The organism is Bacillus sp. SRB_331, assembly GCF_003264175.1.
Classification (GTDB): Bacteria; Bacillota; Bacilli; order Bacillales; family Bacillaceae_G; genus Bacillus_A; species Bacillus_A mycoides.
Genome location: NZ_NADV01000003.1, coordinates 1 through 20,180 on the forward strand (window position 1 = coordinate 1; position 20,180 = coordinate 20,180).

Genomic DNA, 20,180 nt, shown 5'->3' on the forward strand with positions numbered 1-20,180 from the left:
GAGCAGCTGTCCAAGCAGAGAATATTCTACAAACATCTGATATTGTGGTTCTGGATTCTAAAATTTACTTTCCAGAAAATCTATTAGATTTGGGTGTGAATGCATGTGCAATTTTAGACTTTTATAGAGAATATGGAGTTAATATTACGACAGAAAATATATAAAAGGTACCGTTCTATTCGTGGTAGTAGGGGTCACATATGGCTATCAAGCTAAGAAATACAAATATATCCAAAAAGAGAGAATATGCATCTTCATGAGAAAATGTACATTCTCTCTTTTTGCGGTGTTATAAAATTCTTAAGTTGATGGGCATGGGGTAGCACCAACAAAACACAAATTTCGTACGCTACGACAGCGTAACGATTTTATGCTACCAGTAAAAAACTGATTAGTGAGAGCTCATAATCTGCGGGGGAGGGACACCCCCGCGAATTTAAGTTTCACTTTATAAAAAAGTAAGGATCGACCGGTACCGCTCGTTATTTGACTATTACTTTCCCATCCATTCCTTTCAAGTAGTGGAAGCGACATATTAGTTCATATGTACCGGGAGTTTCAGGTTTTACGGTAATTGTTATTTCTTTTCCTGACGGGACTTCGGCGTCAATTCCGAGTTTTTTCACCGTAAAGGTATGTTCTCTATTTCCTTTGTTTTTCAATAGCAACGTCGTCGTTTTCCCAACCGGAACAGTGATGATACTCGGATTAAAGTAATCATCATTCAATTCAACCTCAATAGGCTGTCTCACAACGTCGGATTCGGCAAATACACGGAGCGAACCTAAAGTAGTCATAACTACAATCATCGCAAGTGAAATGATCAATCCAGTTAATAGCTTTTTCACAGACATTCACATTCCCTCCTTTCCTAAGCACTAGTGTTTTCAAATTACTAAAATATTATCAATATAAATGGGGTTTAGGCGTGGCTTAAATAGTAATTCTTTCGGCAACTCCTACTAACCAAGTACTAACTGGAATAGGATTTGGGTAAATAAAAAAAGCCTCCACTACTGTGGAAGCTTCTCCAAATGATGTGCAATATCAATATACATATCGGAATAAACCGAATGGATTTCATTACTAGGCGCAGCGTTAGAAGAGAAGTGGACGATTACCATACTTGCTTTCGGATCAATGTAAAGAGTTTGTCCGTAACTGCCTAACACTTCGAAAGCACCTTGTTCATTGTGCGGAATCCACCATTGATTATGATAAGAAATGGAAGCACCATGACCAATTGCGAGCTCACCTTCTTGTACATTTTTCACACTTTCTGTAATAGAAGAAGGGACGATTTGTTTTCCGCTATATTGACCATTATTTAATAGTAATTGTCCGAACCTCGCCATATCTCTAGCAGTTGCATTTAAGCCAGCGCTTGCTTGTTCTACTTTCGTTTCATCTGTAACGTAATATGCGTTTTCTTCCATACCAATTTGAGACCAAATTCGTTCGCTTACATTTTCAGCTAACGATTTCCCTGTAATCGTTCGGATAATCCAAGCGAGTGTTTCAGTTGATCCGTTATTGTAAGAAAAAGCTGAACCAGGTGGTGCAGTTTCTTCTGCTTCTAGTAACATATCATAAATTTTCATAGGACCCTCGTAATTTTTACCTCGGGGTAAAATATTACTAGCTAAATATAGTTGTGCATCTTGATTTTCTAGTCCTAGCTGCATATATCCGTGAGTAGGGTATTCAGCGGAAACTTGCATGTCCAGTAATTGCTGAAGTGTTGCTTTTCCAAACGGTGTATTTTTTAATTCTTTTATGTAAGTGTCAGCTGTTTTCTCTACATCGATAAGATTTTCTTCAGCGAGAGATTGTATGATTGCACCAGTAAACACCTTTGCTAATGATGCCATTCCATGAGGTTCACTCTCGTTATATCCATTGAAATATCGTTCATAAACAAGTTGACCATTATGTACAACGACAAAAGCATCTGTTTTGTTTTCGTCTAAAAGTTTTTTTAGAGGAGTCGTATTTCCAAATCTACGCTCCACAGCAAAATCGTCTAAGTTTTGTAACGCGGTAGGGAAGGGAGCAACTTGGTCAGGGATGTTTTTTACTTCATTTATTAAAGTGAATTCTTTCATATGTGTATACGACCAGCGTAAGTAAGGATCGTCCAACCAGTTTTCTTTTGTGACATTTGCTTTAGTGGGGGTCGTTTTATTATTTTTAAAAAAAGTAAACCCAAGCCCTGTAACTACGAATATTAATACTAGTAACAGTAATAGCAGGGGAGATTTCTTTACATTCATATAGGTACCTCCTTTAGTTTCTATTATAAGTATACGCTCGTCTTAAAATAAATACAAAATAAGGAAAGTAAACGGGTAAGTTTACTTTCCTTATGAACGTTAAGCAGATATTTGTCCGTCTGTACTTTGTTTCTTGAATTTTTGTTTTCGTCCGTGTAATCCATAATATAGAAGTAAAGTGAACGCAACGATAATAGCTGCGATAAAATACATATTATGATAACTTGATTTGGCAGCGACTATACCTAAAATGAAAGAACCGAAGCCAATGCCACTATCAAAGAACGAGTAGTAAGTAGCTGTCGCAGAACCACGTCGATGGTTTGGAGCGGCAGAAATTGCAATCGTTTGGAAACTTGGAATTAATGTTCCGTATCCTAAACCGATTAACATACCTGCGCCAAGGAACCAAAATGAAGTTTGCGCTTGGCTTAAAATGAACATCCCAATTGTGAAAATAATAATAGCGGGATAAATAAGTACATTTTCACCGAAACGATCAAATATTTTCCCTGTAAATGGACGAGAAATGACCACAACAAGTGCGTATAAAATAAAGAAGTAACTTGCAATTTCGCTTAAACCGAGCTCTTTCGCATAAATAGGAATAAAGGATAAAATGCCACTATAAGAAAAGGCTAAAACAAATCCTGTTAGAGCGATTGGAATAGAAGATGGTTCAATTAAGTCTTTCCATTTCATTTTTTCTCGTTTTTGTTTGTTTACTGGTGCTTCATGCGGAATATTGACTAGTAATCCTAATAAAAATGCGAGTAATGAAAATACTGAACAAACGATAAATAGTACAGTAAATGAAAAATGAGAAATAATTGTTAAACCTAAAAAAGGACCAATTACCATCGGTAGACTCATAAATACGCCGTAATAAGCAAGTGCTTCGCCGCGTCTATGAGCTGGTGCTACATCAGTTACAATTGTTCCAGTTGCTGTCGTTGCCATTCCGAATCCAATACCATGTAAGAAGCGAAGGGCAAGTAATAAAAATAAACTTTGCGTACCGAAATACATAACAGTAGCGGCTAAAAATAGTGAAAGTGAAATAAATAATATTTTCTTTCTTCCTAAATCATCGAGCCATTTTCCTGTGAATGGTCTACATAAAACAGATGAAATAAGAAAAACAGTTGCAACTAAACCAATTTCCTCAGGTTTTCCTTTTAGGCTGTCTATAACATAGACAGGCAGAGTAGTCATAAGCATGTAAAATGTTAAAAAGAGAAACAGACTACTAAAACAAGTTCCGAGGAAATCCTTCGTCCAAAGTTTTTCACTTTGCATCGTCATCCCTCCATATTAATGATCTAAATTTTTGATGATTTGTTGTAACAATTGAAAAGCTTCATGTAAGTCTTCTTCTTTAATACCTTCTAGCGTCTTTTCTTCAAAGGAATCAACTTCTTCTTGCCATACTGGAATCATTTTTAGTGCAGTATCAGATAATGAAATCAACTTTTCACGGCGATCTTTTCCTTCAGTACGAATAATCCAGCCCATCGTTTCCATACGTGTTAACGTACGAGTCATCGTTGGTGATTCAACATTTAAATATTGACATAATTCTGTTTGGGTACAAGATCCAGTTTGATTAATGCGGAAAATAACAGCCCATTGCGCACTAAATAATCCTGTTGGAGATACACGTTCATTAAATTTCTTCGTAAACTTACGAGAAGTTTGACTGACAATGTGGAAAAAATGTTGTTTTTCGTCCATGTATTTTGATCCTTTCAAATTAGTTACCTAGCTAACTATATACTTTTTTATAATAATTGTCTAGTAATAGACATGTTGAGTTATGTAAAAATTTCGTATAGGCTTTATGTTGAGAACATACATTCTGTATGTTATTCTTTAAGTAAGTAAAGAATTTTCTTTCTATTAAATAGAATGGGGGAACTTGTGATGATTAAGCCTGCAACAATGGAGTTTGTTTCACTATCGAACGGAGAAACGATTGCGTATCAGGAAGTTGGAAGGCAAAATACAGAAATTCTTGTACTCATTCACGGGAACATGACATCGTCACAACACTGGGATTTAGTTATTGAAAAGTTGCAAGATCAATACCATATTTACGCTCTTGATTTAAGAGGATTTGGCCAATCAACATATAATCAATCGATAGATTCATTACAAGACTTTGCAAGAGATGTAAAACTATTTATCGATCAATTAAAACTAGAAAAATTTTCATTAATGGGCTGGTCAATGGGCGGTGGTGTTGCGATGCAATTTACAGCGAATCATCCAACATTTGTCGAAAAGTTGATTTTAGTAGAATCAGTGGGAATGAAGGGATATCCAATTTTTAAAAAAGATATTAACGGGCAACCAATCGTATCAAGTTTAGTAAAGACGAAAGAAGAAATCGCACAAGATCCCGTACAAATTGCTCCAGTGCTAGATGCGATAAAAAATATGAATAAATTATATTACCGTACAGTATGGAATCTATTAATATATACACATAATCAACCTGAACCGGATCGTTATGAAAAGTATTTAGATGATATGTTAACGCAACGTAATTTCGTAGATGTGAATTATGCGCTCATTACATTTAATATTTCGGATGAACATAACGGGGTTGTAGAGGGAAGTAAGCAAATTCATCATATTAAAGCTCCAACACTCGTCATACAAGGTGACAGAGATTACGTCGTACCGCAAGTAGTCGGTGAGGAATTAGCAAAACATTTGCCAAATGCAGAGTTGAAGATATTAGAAGATTGCGGACACTCACCGTTTATAGATTGTTTAGATGTATTTATAAAACATGTTGAGGATTGGTTAGACAATAAATAATTCCCGAAATATAAAACTTGCATATACTATAGCATTTGTATGTATAAGGGGAGAGAGTCAATGCATAATCCATTTTTAATATATCATTCTCCATATAATGATCATCAATATATAAAAATGATTATAAATCCGATGTATATGCAAGTTTCACCAGCTGTAGTTCCTTTGCAAGTGCAGCAATCAATGGTCCATACACATCCGATTTTATTTGGGTCTTCATTTTATGAAAATCCATATTTTAAGCATTTTCATTACCATGTGAAAGCACAAGTTTGGGAAGGATAAGAAGCTAAAAGGTTCATTCTTTTAGCTTCTTTTTTATGATGAATATTCGTACACGCATTTGAAGAAACAGTTTATAATGAAAAGTGGAAAGCGTGAGAAGGAGAGGGAAAGGGATGTCGATGCGTTTTACTTTTTGGATTATGGTTGGGATAGTGGCAATTTCAGGTTTGTCACAAGGGATGCTCTTACCGACCATTGCAATGATTTTTGAACAAGAAGGGGTTAGTTCAAGTATTAACGGTATTCATGCGACGGCATTATATATTGGGATATTAGTTATTTCACCGTTTCTTGAAAAACCGATGCAAAAGTTTGGAATGAAGCCAATTATCGTTATTGGTGGGTTTCTCGTTATTATTTCATTATTCTTTTTTACACAAACTTTTTCATTTTGGGTATGGTTCGTTCTTAGATTTCTAGTTGGAGTCGGAGATCATATGCTTCATGTCGGAACACAAACATGGATTACGACAACATCAGACCCGAGTAAAATAGGTAGACAAGTATCGATATACGGTGTATTCTTCGGAATTGGTTTCGCAGTTGGCCCGTATTTAGCAAGCACTGTTCAGTACGGTCTTGCAACACCATTTATCGTATCTACTATACTTTGCTTAATAGGATGGCTTTTACTACTACCAACGAAAAATGCATTTCCAGCACAAGATGAGGCAAAAACTGAAAGTGAATCATCCTTTTCTCGTTATAAACAAGTCGTTGGATTAGCTTGGATTGCGCTAATTGGTCCGCTCGCATACGGCGTACTTGAAGCGATGTTAAATAGTAACTTACCAGTATACGCACTTCGCAAAGGATGGTCTGTATCGGAAGTTTCCTTCTTATTACCAGCGTTCGCAGTTGGGGGCATTATTACACAAATTCCACTCGGTATATTAAGTGATAAATACGGAAGAGATCGTATTTTAACGTGGACGTTTAGCGTAAGTGCGGGCATTTTCCTACTTGCAGCAGTATTTGATCAATATTACTGGATCGTCTTTGCATGTATGCTTATAGCAGGTATGGTCATTGGCTCGTGCTTCTCATTAGGGCTTGGATTTATGACAGATTTATTACCGAGACACTTACTACCAGCAGGTAATATATTATCCGGAATCGCCTTTAGTTTAGGAAGTATTATGGGACCTGTATTAGGGGGCGTATTTATAGAAAAAATACAGTATACAAGCTTTTTTATTGCGGTTATGATTATAATGGGAATTCTCGCAATGGTATATATGGTCTACATGAAGAATCAATTCGCATCAAGAAAAATAGAAAGTAGGTTAGGGCATGACAAAACAACCTAATAAAAAGAAATTTGAAGTACTCGAAAACGAAACAATTACAGACTGCTTAGCACGTATGGAACAAGAAGGCTATGCACCGTCTCGTCGCATGGAAGAACCAATCTTTCATGAAGTGAAGAAAAACGGCAAAACAGAAGTTGAACCATGCGGTAGAAAAATTGTTTTTGAGGGGAAATTGAAGTAATCTCATAACAAATAGCCATCCAATTCATTTGAGTTGGATGGCTTGTTTTTTTACTGAACAATGAAAGGCTTAGCTAGAGATCTTTGTTAGTGAAGGTAGTATAGAGAGAAACTAACTACATAAAAATGTAAATTTAAGGATGCTTAATGTATTGAATTTTAGGATTGGGACATCAGTTATAGAGCTGGATACCTATACATTTGAAGGAAAGAACAATTATACAAAAGTAGGATGTTTAAAAATATATTAATTTGTATGATAAAAACAAAACATATTTTTAAAAAATTAGAAAGGAGGGAGAAATATATAATGATACAAAGCATATATGAAACTCATTTACATGTCAGAAATTTAGAAAAGGCAATAGATTTCTATCAAAATAAGTTAGGTTTAGCATTAGCAAAAAGACTATCGAAAAGACGAATTGCGTTCTTTTGGGTAGGAGAAAGTAAAGAGCAAATGCTCGGGTTATGGGAAATGCATACGAATGAAGAGTTTGAGACGAAACACTTCGCTTTTCGTGTAGATTTAGAGTTTTTAAATGCTTCAAAATTATGGTTAGAGAAGCGTGGAATAGAGGTAGTAGGGAGTCAAGGGAAAGGAAATCGAGAACCAATTGTCCAAAGGTGGATGCCAGCTGCAAGCGTATATTTTCTAGATTGTGATGGAAATAAATTAGAGTTTATTTCTATGTTATATGATGATCCAGATGAACTAGAATATGCAACGTATTTAAGTGAATGGAATGCGGAGCACTAAGAAAAATAAAGTGGAACTTTAATCAGTAGTAGTTTTACAGCTTTGTATTATGTTAAATAGATAGAAACAAAATAAAATCCCTCAAGAAAAGGCACGTTCTTGAAGGATTTTTTTATGCTTTATATATTTTATATTGCTTGTAACGTATTAATGATGTTCACTTTTAGATATTTCAGCGCGTTGAATATAACCATCAGAGAAGCTGAAATAAAGAGAATAGCTTCCTCGATTATATATAAAGCCTTCACTAGTCATATCCTCTCCAATTCCATCTGGCTCACCAAACCACTCTTTTAATTCATTGATAGTGATATCCATTTTTACCCATATATATCTAGCGTCCGAAGGGTACATATCAATATTATAATCTCCATATACCGCTGTAGTAGGTGCATCACATTCTGTACATGGTGCTTGCTTCCAAACATCAGGCACTCCAAATTCTTTTTTTACCTCAGATATATCTTTACCCAGTACATCTAATTTAAATGGACCAAACGTCCCATCCTGTAAAGCTGTTGCTAACATTTGTTTCAGTTCTTCTTTTGTATTGATGTTGAAATTATAAGATCTGTTCTTTGCTATTGCATTATAGAAAAATTGTGCATACTGCTCACGTTTCACAAGCATGTTGCCATTAAAATTACCAGACTCGTCACCTTGGGATATCCGGTTACTACGTAGCGTATTTACAGATTTATAGGCCCAATGACCTTTTGGTACATCTTTAAAGTTCTCTTGTCCTTTTGAGTTTAATTGAAATGCTTTTTGCAATACTACTGCCATCTCATACCGATTTAATGCGTCATCTGGACGAAATGCACCTGTTCCATCACCTGTCATAATTCCAGCTTGCGCAATGGCTTTGATATCCTTTTCAAACATATGATTTGTAATATCACTAAACATATTTACCTGTTTATCATCTGCGATTAAACCTAAATGTCGATTGACTAAAGAAGCAACCTGTCCTCTAGTAATGTTGTCCCCAAAACCAAATTTTCCATTTCCATATCCCTTATAAATCCCTGCTGCTGCTAAGTAATCAATAGCAGCTTTTGACCAGTGGTCCTTTGGTACATCAGTAAATACAGTGTTCGCATTGCCAGCTACTTTATAGTTATTCGTAGTTGTTTGTGCGTTTGCTGTGCCTACCATCATTGTAGTTGCTAGTGCTGTGGTGATTACGAATCCCAAAAATTTTTTAGCTTTGCTTGTTTTCTTGCCCATTTGAGAAAGCCTCCCCAGTTTAATTTAACTTTATTAAATATACGTATTACACATATACATCTAATACAGCTAAATGTACACATCGTAATTATAACATGTAAATGATGATTATTTGTCATTAATTTACTTAATGTGGATGAAATTCCAATAATCTATATAAAACTATTATTTTTAGATGATAAATATTCATTGCTATTTAATTGAAGAAAAATGCGAAACCTTTTTATAAAATATGAAAATGTTAAAACCCCTTTGATAGAATAGCAATATGCAAAAATAATTATTTATAAATTCTCAATGTAATGAATATTCATGTTTAAATATACGAATTTAACTACATAGTTATTGTAATAAAGGGGGAGAAAGATGTTAGAGGAATTGTACACTGTTTTTTTAAATGCATCGGGTTTTACAGAAAGCGCGAGGAAACGAGATCAGTATGATAAATTACATGATTATTTAAAAGATCAAGAAAGAGAGTTAAAACGATTCATTCAAGATGCTGAATCAGCGAAGAGAGATTATGAGAGTAAAAGTAATGGCTTAGAAGCTAATAAAATTCCGGCAGTTGAATTTGAACAAAAACGTCATGAAAAGGATGAAGAATTAAATACAGTACTATCCTATTTTAAGAGTGCATTAAGCGATGTTGGATCTGCGATAGGTACAGCTTATGCAAAGTATTTGGAATATAAAGCGAAAGCAGAAGCGGAGAAAGCGTCCGCATACGCTGCAGCGACCAAGGCTTTTGAAGAAAAGAAAAAGGAAATTGAAAATCTTATCCATTAAACATATAAAGAATGGGGGAACCCACATGAGTGGTAAAGAGGTTGAAATTATAGGAAGTAACACTGCAAGTGCCATTTCTTACGCGCAAAATATTGAAAATGGTATGAAGGATTCTTTAAACGAAGCGAAAAACTTAAAAGCATACGTTACATGTGCGAACTGGAATGGAAAAACGAGAGATGCCTTTTTAAGTTATCTAGATTTAATCATTCAATATAACTCAGAAATGGTAGAGGCATTTGAAGGACATACGAAAGCTTTGAAAGAGTTAGATAAAAGTATTCAGACGTACGGAGATAGACCGGAAGTAAGGGCGATAAAACAGTTGTGATGGAGAAATGAGGGATAAAAGAATGGGAAAAGAAATGAATTTTGCACCTGCTGAATTATATGTTCTCGCAGGTGCAGCTGGGGTTACGGATATATTTGGATTGCCAAACCGCGACGTAATTATTTTACTTGATGAAGAATGTGTCACGAAAGCGACTACGAGTTTAAAAGAAAAAGGCTTACTTACAAGTGAAAATGGAATTACCCCTGCAGCTTTTCAAATTATTGAGCTATTAAAGGAATATGAAAATTGTCATGAATACACGAGAATGAATAATGTATTAATTGGCTTTTTGAAAGAGGATAAAGACCGAGTGGCTGTATTAACAGAAATAGAACCAAATAAAAAATACGAGATCGACTACATACCAAAGCCAGACGTATATTTTTCCTTATTAACACGCATCCCTTTCTTATTGAGAGAACCGAGGGAAATAGAAGATACATTTTTCTCAAAGAGAATGACAGAAGAAGAACAACAAACATTTGAGGAAAAAGATTTATCAAATAAAGATGTTATAGCGATAGAAACGTATACGAGGCCTCGGAGTAATAGAGGAGGAAAATGGGAATGTTTCTTATATTTCACTGAAGGAGAAGATTTCGTTCAAATTGATGTAGAACGTAATCGATATGACTGGGTGAGTCTCTATGCGGTAAATAAGAAATTGTATGACGTGTTAAAAATGCCGTATAAAAAATTAATTGACCCGAGACAATTTTCGTTAGGAGGTATTGAATAATGCAAGTATCAATGGGAGATGGTGGTTCTGGTGGTGGAGAAGAAGTATTAGTTAATTTTCAAGAACTACTTGATATAGTAATGAAATTAGAAGATATATATAAAATCCATGTAGACGTCATTGGAACGAATATTGAGAGTTTATTAAGCAGTGATTTTTATCAAAAAGGTGAAGCGATGAGAGTAATTGAAAAATATCCTGATATATTACACAAAACACTTGAATTTGCTCAACACTATTCTAGGTCGGCGACACTTGTAAGGAACGCATGTGTAGAAATGCTTGAAAAGGACGAACAATTACGTGAAATATTAAGTAAGTTGTAGAAATCACCATACGGCTGGGGGATGAAAACGAAATGGATGTGAAATATAGACCTGAACCATGGCAAAACATGGGAGATGGTATGAATCGAATTACAAAAGATGCACTCATAAAATTACGGCACGCAAATGAATTATTGAAAAAAATTGATGGAAGAATACGAGATTTAGACTCAGATGGTAGTATACATTTTAACCCAAAAGATCAATCGCAAAAAATAGGGGAATTACTTGATAGCTATTCGACATTACAAAAATATTGCGGAGAAGCAGGGCGATTGGTCTCTGAACATATAGATAAACCTTTTTTAGTAGAAATGGATAAATTCGCTCAAAAAATGAGAGATACGTCTATTCTCAGTTTCAAAACAGATAACCGAATTGGCTCCACAACAACGACAGTATTACCAGATGCGCATGCAGGGTACGGAAGTGTACCACAAACAATACAGACGAAAAAAGATAAAATAACAATAGAAGATATTTTTAAAGATTCACCTGCATTTGATAACGTACTGAGAGAGGAATACAAAGAACTAAAAAAACAAAATCCGGATGCAAAACTAAATTATGAAGAATATAAGAAAGTAGTCCCATCCACACGAGGATTTGAATACAAATCGATAGAAGATGAACAGAAAAAACTAGAAATGGTGCGAGACATAGGAATAGGCGTAGGAATCATCATCACAACAATCCTTTGCCCACCACTCGGAACCGCTGCGGCAGTTGTATACGGCGCTGTACAAATCAAAAGTGGTATCGACGGAGAAGACTGGGGAACACACAGGAAATTGAGCCAAGAAGAGCGGGTAGGAAACATCATTTTTGGCGGATTAGACGCAATCCCAGTTGTTGGAGCAGTAGGAAAAGGAGTAAAAGCATTCAAAGGCACGAGTGAATTAGCAGATTTAGCGAAATTATTAAAATTCAAAGAAGGAATGCCTGGTTTTAATCCAAATTTGGGTAAAAATGTGGTACAATCATTGCGTGATAATAAAGCTATTATGCTTGACCGTTTGAAACTAACGAGCCTTAAAATGGAGAAATCCGGAAATGAAAAGATGTATCAACTTGGCGAAAAAATAGCCAAAAGCATAGATGATAGGACAGCCAAATCGGCAAGTTTTGAAGTTGACGGAAATGGCTTACTAATATCTAAACAAGGTGGTACAGATTTCCAAAGCTGGGTGAATAAGCATCATACAGAAAGTAATAAGATTATAGATGATAAGATTAAGGGTGTAGAGGCTTCTCTTGCTAGTAAGGGTACGGGTGAAGGTAGTAGGATTATTCCTGGTACTCCGGGTATTGTAACAGGAGGAAATTCTACTAAATTAGGAAAAAATATGATGACAGAAATGGGGCTTAAACGTTCAACTAAATGGAGTGGATATCAAGCACAGCATATTATTCCTTCTGAAATGGCAGATAATCTTGTAATTAAAAAGATAGGTATGAACTTTGATGACTCATCAAACGGTATTTTTCTAAGAGTACCAGATGATAATATAAGTACAATGGCTAGACATAGAGGATATCATTCTGTTTACAATGAAGTAGTTGCAAGAGCATTAAATAAAATGGATATTAACCAAAGTATTGATAGTTTACAAAAACAGGTATATGATTTGCAAAAAAATTTAAGAAAATTACAGGGGAATGGTTTACCATTGTACCCAAGCCAAGGTGCAACAGTGGAACTTTGGGAAAGAAAGCTAAAACAATTGGAAATACAAAATAAGTAAATATCAGTAAGGTGGTAAGGTGTAATGGAAAATAAAGATATTAGTTTGCTTGAAGAATTACTTTATAATACAAATAACGAGGATACAATTAGCCGAATAAAGAATATAGATAATCCAATAATCCTTCATTGTTTTGCAGCAAATTATAATTGGAATAGTGGATTTGATATACCAAATGCAATTCTTGAAAACAAAGATTGTGACTTAGGAACGGGATTACTAATGTTTCATTATGCAGACGGATATCGACTATTAGAAAGTCCGGAGGAAGTTTCGAATTCTCCATTACAAGAATGGAAGGTTTTTATATTAAAACTTCAAAATAAAATTATGAATTTGGCGTTTAAAACACAAAATATATCATTTAGCCCTGAATTAACAAAAATTCAAATATTCAAGTTAAAAAAAAGAAACCCAAATATTTCAGATATTCTTATTAATGAGTCACCAGGAAATATAATTGATATTCCTAAAATATAAATAAACATTAAAAACTCATTACAGTAAATAAATGAGTTTAGTTATAGTGATTTTATAAAGCTTACTATACTAAATTATATTTTATGTACGGATATGATAAAGTTCGTGGTGCTAAATTTAAATACGCATAAGTATATATGAATAAAAAATAAAGTATGTGTGAAGTAGATAGAAAAAATAAAAGAGTTTTTGAAAGTATGTACTCTATGATGGTTGTACCATCATAGAGTACTATGTGCAATGATAGAATAAGAAAACGAGGTACGAGCTTAGGCGAGATGACATTTTATTGGGTGATGAATATAAATACATGGAATGGACGTAAAACTAACGAACTCGTACAAACTCATAAGTTTTAAGGTAGTAGTTGTCACGACATATAAAAGGTGTCATACTATTACTATAAAACTTACAAAATTAATGCTACTTACAAATAGATGAACTTAAAGCACTTGATTGTTGAATAAAGGCAACGAGTGCTTTTTTTATCGTATGGTGAGGCCGTAATTAGATGAGAAAAGATTTAACATGGCCAGTACCAGATGAGCCGGTTTCAGCAGAATATATATATGAAGTGGGTAAGCAGATGGATTTTATATTTCCAAGTGATTATGTAGAGTGTGCTATTACTAATAATGGTTCAGCGGTATTACCATATAAGTTTGAGGTGGATGGAGTAACAAGAGTGTTTGGGACATTGCTCTCTTATGATACGGATAGTAGCGAATATATTGTTAAAGTATATCGTACTTATGCCACTACTATACCTAAAGAGTTAGTTCCTTTTGCTTTTGACCCAGCAGGAAATTTAATATGTTTTGACTATAAAAATGCCAAAAATAACCCTGTTGTGGTATTTTGGGAACATGAGAATGCTGGCGAAAAAGAAATGTTAATGCGTCAAGAAGGTCTAACAGAAGCACAAGTAGAAGAACTGGCAAGAGAAAATGTATTTTACATTGCAGATACATTTACTGATTTTTTAAGTGAATTACACGATTAAAAAATATAATGATGAATGAAAAATAAAGTTTATGTGAAGTGGATAGAAAAAATAATAGGGTGTTTGAAAATAGATACTCCATGATGGTTGTACCATTATAGAGTGTTATGTGCAATGATAGAATAGAAAATAAAGTACGAGCTTAGGCGAGATGACATTTTACCGGGCGATAAATATAAACACATGGAATGTATATTAAACTAACGAACTCGTACAAACTCGTAAGTTTTAATATAGTATGTGTCATGATGTACAAAAGGTGTCATACTGTTACTACAAAACTTACAAATTTACGCTACTTAAAAACATATGAACTTAAAGCACTTGATTGTCAATTAAAGGCAACAAGTGCTTTTTTGTGTTTTAGCGTAGAAATAAGTTGGTACACGTATAATTTTATAAATGTATTAAGTGTTAAATTTAATAGACTGTAATGGCTTTGTACAGTGTATGACGATAGTAGAGGGAAAACTAAAGGGTTGTATTATGTTTTGAAGTCATCGTAAAGTACGTTTTAACGGATGGACGTTATGAACACGTTATCGGCAAAAAACGGGTAAACGTTACAGGGACTAAAATTACTGTAACGGGAGGGAATTTATAATGGGAAAGAAAGTAGTTGGTTACATACGAGTTTCAACGGAAGGACAAGTACGTGATGGGTATAGTTTAGCGTATCAAGTAGAAGAGATTGAACGTTACTGTAACGAAAATAATTTAGAACTACTTCGTGTGTATGAAGATAGAGGATTAAGCGGAGCGACTGTTGATGAAGAGGGATTAACAGTTGAACGTGATGGACTACAAGAGCTATTGTCCGATATGGCGTATAAACAAGTAAGCTATGTTGTTGTGTTGAATACATCACGATTGTGGCGCTCTGATATGGCGAAAGTATTGATACAACGAGAACTAAAGAAACATGAAGTAGATGTGAAGGCAATTGAACAATCAAGCTATAGTATTTACACACATGATCCAAATGACTTTTTGGTGAATGGCATGTTAGAACTATTAGACCAATATCAAAGACTTGAAATAGCATTAAAGTTAAGCAGAGGTAGAAAAAAGAAGGCTGAACGAGGTGGGTATGCAGGTGGCGGTGTACTGTTTGGTTACAAGGCCAAAAAAGGACAAAAGGTGTTAGAAGTAGATGCTGGGAAAGCGGTAGTTGTACGTAGACTATTTGAGTTAAGATACATTTTTAAAAATTGGTCATTTACCCAATTGGCGAAACAATTGAATGTAGAAGGATACTGCACAGCGAAAGGTAAACAATTTACGAAAGTACAAGTGAAACGCATGTTAGATAGAGAGAATTTTTATCGTGGCATGTATAAATACGGGAAAATACAAACAAAAGGACAACATGCAGCAATTATTTTATAAAGTTACTTAAAAAATCGCTCATTTTACTATATGTACTTATGAAATTATGAAAATGGATAGGCTTGCGTACCTATGCGCATCGGAAGATGAACGCTCGAACTAAGGTTGCCGACATTTTTATATATGACTAAATCATTGAATAGAGGGATGAGTTATGCATAATAGACAGAACTATTTGTATGTAGGAGTAGATTTACATAAGGAGCATCATACGGCTGTTATTATTAATTGTTGGCAAGAGAAACTAGGAGAAATACAATTTGAGAATAAACCATCTGCATTTTCGAAGTTTTTATTAAAAGTAGAGACATATGTGAGTGCTGGGGTATCAGTTGTATTTGGTTTAGAGGATGTTGGTGGTTATGGAAGAGCGTTAGCGAAATATTTAGTAGATCATGAACAAGTAGTGAAAGAAGTAAATCCAGCTTTATCATTTTTAGAGCGAAAAAGCCATGTGACGACACAAAAAAGTGATAGTTGGGATGCGGAATGCGTAGCCCGTATACTAATAAATAAGTTAAATCAATTACCAGATGCAAAGCCAAACGATTTATTTTGGTCGATACAACAACTAGTTTCAAGAAGGAATGCATTAGTAAAAGCACAAAGTGCGTTAAAGAACCAATTACATATTCAATTAAACCACCATTATCCAAGTTATAAAGAGTTTTTCTCAGAGTTAGATGGAAAAACAGCATTAGCATTTTGGCAGCAATATCCGTCACCCTCTTGTTTAGAGGGGGCGAATATAAAGCAATTAACAGCTTTTTTATTAGATGTTAGCAACAATACATGTTCAGTAAAGAAAGCAAGCGACATATTAAAACTTGTAAAAGAAGATGGACAAACAATGAAAGAGTATCAAGAAATGCGAAACTTTTTAGTAAGAAGTATTGTACGGGAGATTGAGTTTAAAAAGAAGGAAATGAAATACATCGAAAGAGAATTAAAACAGCTAGTAAATCTACTAGATTATCAATTAGAGACGATGCCGGGAATAGAACTTGTGACGGCATCAGCATTAATTGCAGAAATTGGGGATGTAAGGCGATTTCCAAATGCCAACAAATTAGCACGATTCGCGGGGATTGCGCCTGTTTACTTTGGTTCTGGTGGGAAAGGTAAGACACACAAAAGCAAACAAGGAAACAGGGCGCTACACGCTTTATTTTATAATTTAGCTGTACAGCAAGTGCAAGTAGCAAAAGGAAGTAAGTTACCCAGAAACCCAGTGTTTCATGCATATTATCAAAAGAAACTTAAAGAGGGAAAAACAAAAGGACAAGCATTGGTATGTATTATGAGAAGGCTTGTAAACATTGTATATGGCATGATGAAATATAAAACAGCCTATGAATTGCCGGTAGTGGAAGAAAAAGAAGTAGTTTAATAAGGTTTACATGGTTTGCTTTTTTATTGTGAGGGTTTAAGATTACAACATAGGGTACGGGTAATACTGTTCATAGATCTGAAATTGACGAAGTAATTAAAAATAATTATGATAAAGACGGAAATTTGATTAATAGATCAATTGTGCCTAAGGGATATGATAGTGTTGAAGAGTTTAAAGAAGTCGTGGGACTAACAGAAACATATTTGAATACTAAAACGAAAAATAATATATTAAATAAGCCTTTAGCAGGAGGAACACATGTGAAAAAAGGAGTAGATTTTGATATTTTAGGATTCCCAATATTTAAAGGGGACGATGTTAAATTTACAATGAGACTAGATAAGAATTTACATATTAGTCCAGATGAGGCACAATTTAAGGAATGTACAAGGAAATTAAAAGAAGCGATTGATTCAGGCAAGATTCCAAAAGAATTGTTTTCTCCAGGTCAATTAGCTCAAATAAATGCTGGTAAGGCAAGAATAAAAGGATTAACTTGGCATCACCATCAAGTCCCTGGCAAGATGCAATTAGTTATTTCAAAAGTACATAAAGTAAATCACTTAGGTGGAAATAAATTATGGGGAGATGGAATTAGATGAGAAAAGTAGAGTGGCAATTTGCTGATGCAACTGTAAGTGAAGATTTTGTAGGGGAAATTGGTAATGAAATAGGTGTTAAATTTCCAAACGATTATATAAAATGTGTAGCTGTGAATAATGGTGCTAATGTGGAACCAGAAATATTTAATGTGAATAATCATGAAAGAGTTTTTGGGACTTTATTATCTTTTGATGAAAATAGTGACGAATATATAGTTGAAGTATATAATGACTTTAGTGATACATTACCTAAAGAATTAATTCCATTTGCATTTGACCCAGCAGGGAATTTAATTTGCTTTGATTATAAAAATCATGAAGAAAATCCAATTGTTGTTTTTTGGGAACATGAAGATGCATGGGAAAAGGAAGCGCTGATGGAAAGTGAAGGGATTACGGCAGAAGAAGCAGAGAAAATCGCAAGAGAAAATGTATTTTACATTGCAGATACATTTACTGATTTTTTAAGTGAATTACACGATTAAAAAATATAATGATGAATGAAAAATAAATTTTATGTGAAGTGGATAGAAAAAATAATAGGGTGTTTGAAAATAGATACTCCATGATGGTTGTACCATCATAGAGTATTATGTGCAATGAGAGAATAGAAAACGAAGTACGAGCTTAGGCGAAATGACATTTTACATGGCGGTGAATATAAAAACATGGAATGGGCATGAAACTAACGAACTCGTACAAACTCGTAAGTGTTAACATAGTATTTGTCATGATGTACAAAAGGTGTCATACTGTTACTACAAAACTTACAAATTTATGCTACTTAAAAACATATGAACTTAAAGCACTTGATTGTCTATTTGAGGCAACAAGTGCTTTTTTAATTGAAAGGTATACTATAAATTTAAAGAAATTATTTTTATGAATTAAAGCTAACACAAATTACTAGTATTATATAACTAGAACTACATTAGCAAAAGGTGTGGACTCCGTATCCCCAATCTTTAAAGGTGTAGAAATAATGCCAGATGGAAGTGTCGTTAGATCTGGAACGAACTTTAGCGAAAAAGTCAAAGAAGCCCATGATGCCTCAAAGGCGAGTATTCAGAGTAGGATCTCGAATTTGGAGAGTGGTGGGGTTAAGGGTACGGGTAATAAGGAGGAAACCTTTACTGTTCCTAAATGGAGTAATGACGGCAAATATGACAAGGTTAGAGGATATAGAGGTAGAGACCTGACAAAGTATGATGAAGAGTATTTAGTTGACCCTAGACTTGTAGTTGAAATGAACTTTAAAGGGAAAACTAATTCAGGAACTAATGCTGCAGGATGGGAGAGAAATGCAAAAAAGTTTTTCAACACATTACTTAAAAGTAATCCGGAGTTTTGGAGTGTAGAAAATACGGCGTTGATAAAGCGAGGTCGAGTTCCAATTGTTGATGAACAATTTATAAAACATTTTCCGCAGTATAAGGAGTATATAAAAGACCCAATGAGGCATCATCATATAGGAGAAGGTGGTCAAGCTGTAGCTTTACCAAAAACTTTGCATCCTGGATATGGTGGTATTCATAATGTAGAGAAGGAATGGGGAATTACTGGAATAGATAATGAAATTGCAACTAGATTAGAAACTTTTATAAATAATTTAAGAAGGTGAAAAGATGATATTACCAGAGGAATTTAATGATAAATGGGATGTTAACAAAGATGGTCCACTAATTAAATTTAATTCCAAAGATTTAATGAGCACAAATTTTTCGGATGATGTGAAGAAGTTTTTGTCTATAGGAGGTTTACCAGAAACTCCGCCACCATATTTAGAGTTTACCTCGTCACAATCTTTAATAAGATCTATTACAAATGTATTTAATATGCCAGAAGAGTTTCAAAAATATTGGTTTTTGGGATCAACTAGTTCTGGCGATCCGGTATGTATAATTGAGAAACAAGAAAATATAGTGTTTCTTAATAATAGTGATAATTATAAAGAAGTATTTATTAATTCTTCTATAAACCAATTTGCAGAATGTTTATTAGTGTATTCAAAAATGATTGATAAGGCAATAGAGGTAAATGGTGAGGATGCCTTTATTGATAATGATATACCAGAATCTGTGATTAATTGGTTAAAAGAAGAATTAAAAAGAATTGACGCCAAGTGTATGGAAGAGGAATGTTTTTGGGTTACTGAGATTGAGAATTTGTATGAATAACTATGGCATTTTATTTAAAATAGGTTATGGTTTTTTTAGTCTATGGTGTATTGCAGAAGGAAAAGAGTGCATGTAGTAACTTTATAAGTGTTACTAACATGACTTTTTAAATTATATTTGAAAATGAAGAAGAACTTGTTTTTGAATTGGAAAGAAAAAGAATAAGCTATTTAAAAGTAAAGACCTCATGATGGTTGTACCATTATAGAGTATTATGTGCAATGATAGAACAGAAAACGAAGTTCGCTCTTAGGCGAGATGACATTTTACTGGGTGATGAATATAATCACATGGAAAGTATATTAAACTAAGAACTCGTACAAGCTCGTCAATTTT

General features: G+C 34.3%; 23 protein-coding genes and 1 pseudogene. 19 read left to right on the forward strand and 5 right to left on the reverse strand.

Features of this window, described 5'->3' with window-relative positions; genetic code table 11:
- A pseudogene (locus tag B5P42_RS01780) lies at window positions 1-164 on the forward strand (saccharopine dehydrogenase); the annotation flags it as partial.
- Between the two features lie 318 nt (window positions 165-482).
- On the opposite strand, the gene B5P42_RS01785 reads toward B5P42_RS01780, so the two are convergent.
- From B5P42_RS01785 to B5P42_RS01800, 4 genes are all read right to left on the reverse strand, one after another.
- Window positions 483-854, reverse strand: coding sequence for a cupredoxin domain-containing protein (locus B5P42_RS01785; RefSeq protein WP_002013813.1), 372 nt, complete (start codon window positions 852-854; stop codon window positions 483-485).
- A gap of 159 nt (window positions 855-1,013) precedes the next feature.
- The gene (locus tag B5P42_RS01790; RefSeq protein ID WP_113733514.1) at window positions 1,014-2,273 is read right to left on the reverse strand and encodes a serine hydrolase domain-containing protein; all 1,260 of its coding nucleotides are present in this window, start codon (window positions 2,271-2,273) and stop codon (window positions 1,014-1,016) included.
- Window positions 2,274-2,372: 99 nt separating this feature from the next.
- Complete coding sequence (locus tag B5P42_RS01795) at window positions 2,373-3,572, reverse strand: MFS transporter (RefSeq protein ID WP_002128166.1); 1,200 nt, start codon at window positions 3,570-3,572, stop codon at window positions 2,373-2,375.
- Between the two features lie 15 nt (window positions 3,573-3,587).
- Window positions 3,588-4,007: a MarR family winged helix-turn-helix transcriptional regulator gene (locus B5P42_RS01800; RefSeq protein ID WP_002033056.1), complete on the reverse strand. Its 420-nt coding sequence runs from the start codon at window positions 4,005-4,007 to the stop codon at window positions 3,588-3,590.
- 174 nt (window positions 4,008-4,181) lie between these two features.
- On the opposite strand from B5P42_RS01800, the gene phaZ reads away from it, so the two are divergent.
- From phaZ to B5P42_RS01825, 5 genes are all read left to right on the forward strand, one after another.
- On the forward strand, window positions 4,182-5,099 hold the full coding sequence (gene phaZ / locus B5P42_RS01805; protein WP_113733515.1) for an intracellular short-chain-length polyhydroxyalkanoate depolymerase: 918 nt from the start codon (window positions 4,182-4,184) through the stop codon (window positions 5,097-5,099).
- 60 nt (window positions 5,100-5,159) lie between these two features.
- The gene (locus B5P42_RS01810; protein ID WP_044443401.1) at window positions 5,160-5,384 is read left to right on the forward strand and encodes a hypothetical protein; all 225 of its coding nucleotides are present in this window, start codon (window positions 5,160-5,162) and stop codon (window positions 5,382-5,384) included.
- Between the two features lie 113 nt (window positions 5,385-5,497).
- Entirely contained in the window at window positions 5,498-6,694 is a 1,197-nt protein-coding gene (locus tag B5P42_RS01815; RefSeq protein WP_113733516.1) for an MFS transporter, read from the forward strand.
- A complete protein-coding gene (locus tag B5P42_RS01820; RefSeq protein WP_000166305.1) occupies window positions 6,678-6,878 on the forward strand; it encodes an NETI motif-containing protein in 201 nt (66 codons plus the stop codon). The genes B5P42_RS01815 and B5P42_RS01820 overlap by 17 nt, the downstream gene beginning before the upstream one ends.
- Before the next feature lie 309 nt (window positions 6,879-7,187).
- Window positions 7,188-7,637 carry a VOC family protein gene (locus B5P42_RS01825; RefSeq protein WP_113733517.1) on the forward strand — a complete coding sequence of 150 codons (450 nt, stop codon included), beginning with the start codon at window positions 7,188-7,190 and terminating at the stop codon, window positions 7,635-7,637.
- 147 nt (window positions 7,638-7,784) lie between these two features.
- Here B5P42_RS01825 and B5P42_RS01830 read toward each other — a convergent pair whose 3' ends face one another.
- A complete protein-coding gene (locus tag B5P42_RS01830) occupies window positions 7,785-8,867 on the reverse strand; it encodes an S-layer homology domain-containing protein (protein WP_113733518.1) in 1,083 nt (360 codons plus the stop codon).
- A 366-nt stretch (window positions 8,868-9,233) separates the two neighbouring features.
- Here B5P42_RS01830 and B5P42_RS01835 point away from each other — a divergent pair, with 366 nt between their 5' ends.
- From B5P42_RS01835 to B5P42_RS01905, 13 genes are all read left to right on the forward strand, one after another.
- Complete coding sequence (locus tag B5P42_RS01835) at window positions 9,234-9,656, forward strand: hypothetical protein (protein ID WP_113733519.1); 423 nt, start codon at window positions 9,234-9,236, stop codon at window positions 9,654-9,656.
- A 25-nt stretch (window positions 9,657-9,681) separates the two neighbouring features.
- The gene (locus B5P42_RS01840) at window positions 9,682-9,987 is read left to right on the forward strand and encodes a WXG100 family type VII secretion target (protein ID WP_016091772.1); all 306 of its coding nucleotides are present in this window, start codon (window positions 9,682-9,684) and stop codon (window positions 9,985-9,987) included.
- A gap of 22 nt (window positions 9,988-10,009) precedes the next feature.
- Entirely contained in the window at window positions 10,010-10,729 is a 720-nt protein-coding gene (locus B5P42_RS01845; protein ID WP_113733520.1) for a DUF5081 family protein, read from the forward strand.
- Complete coding sequence (locus B5P42_RS01850) at window positions 10,729-11,055, forward strand: hypothetical protein (RefSeq protein ID WP_001198194.1); 327 nt, start codon at window positions 10,729-10,731, stop codon at window positions 11,053-11,055. Before B5P42_RS01845 ends, B5P42_RS01850 begins: the two co-directional genes overlap by 1 nt.
- Window positions 11,056-11,087: 32 nt before the next feature.
- Window positions 11,088-12,800 carry an AHH domain-containing protein gene (locus B5P42_RS01855; RefSeq protein WP_113733521.1) on the forward strand — a complete coding sequence of 571 codons (1,713 nt, stop codon included), beginning with the start codon at window positions 11,088-11,090 and terminating at the stop codon, window positions 12,798-12,800.
- Between the two features lie 24 nt (window positions 12,801-12,824).
- Window positions 12,825-13,280 (forward strand): DUF4274 domain-containing protein, encoded by a 456-nt coding sequence (locus B5P42_RS01860; RefSeq protein WP_113733522.1) that lies wholly within the window; start codon window positions 12,825-12,827, stop codon window positions 13,278-13,280.
- Window positions 13,281-13,791: 511 nt separating this feature from the next.
- A complete protein-coding gene (locus tag B5P42_RS01865) occupies window positions 13,792-14,283 on the forward strand; it encodes an SMI1/KNR4 family protein (protein WP_002137245.1) in 492 nt (163 codons plus the stop codon).
- Between the two features lie 603 nt (window positions 14,284-14,886).
- Window positions 14,887-15,672 carry a recombinase family protein gene (locus B5P42_RS01875; protein ID WP_113733523.1) on the forward strand — a complete coding sequence of 262 codons (786 nt, stop codon included), beginning with the start codon at window positions 14,887-14,889 and terminating at the stop codon, window positions 15,670-15,672.
- Window positions 15,673-15,826: 154 nt separating this feature from the next.
- Entirely contained in the window at window positions 15,827-17,062 is a 1,236-nt protein-coding gene (locus tag B5P42_RS01880) for an IS110 family RNA-guided transposase (protein ID WP_113733524.1), read from the forward strand.
- 95 nt (window positions 17,063-17,157) lie between these two features.
- A complete protein-coding gene (locus tag B5P42_RS01885) occupies window positions 17,158-17,667 on the forward strand; it encodes an HNH endonuclease (RefSeq protein ID WP_309251499.1) in 510 nt (169 codons plus the stop codon).
- Window positions 17,664-18,152 (forward strand): SMI1/KNR4 family protein, encoded by a 489-nt coding sequence (locus B5P42_RS01890; RefSeq protein WP_113733526.1) that lies wholly within the window; start codon window positions 17,664-17,666, stop codon window positions 18,150-18,152. The genes B5P42_RS01885 and B5P42_RS01890 overlap by 4 nt, the downstream gene beginning before the upstream one ends.
- 497 nt (window positions 18,153-18,649) lie before the next feature.
- Window positions 18,650-19,288 carry a hypothetical protein gene (locus B5P42_RS01900; protein WP_370445683.1) on the forward strand — a complete coding sequence of 213 codons (639 nt, stop codon included), beginning with the start codon at window positions 18,650-18,652 and terminating at the stop codon, window positions 19,286-19,288.
- 4 nt (window positions 19,289-19,292) lie between these two features.
- Window positions 19,293-19,844 (forward strand): SUKH-4 family immunity protein, encoded by a 552-nt coding sequence (locus B5P42_RS01905; protein ID WP_000602771.1) that lies wholly within the window; start codon window positions 19,293-19,295, stop codon window positions 19,842-19,844.
- Window positions 19,845-20,180: the final 336 nt, after the last annotated feature.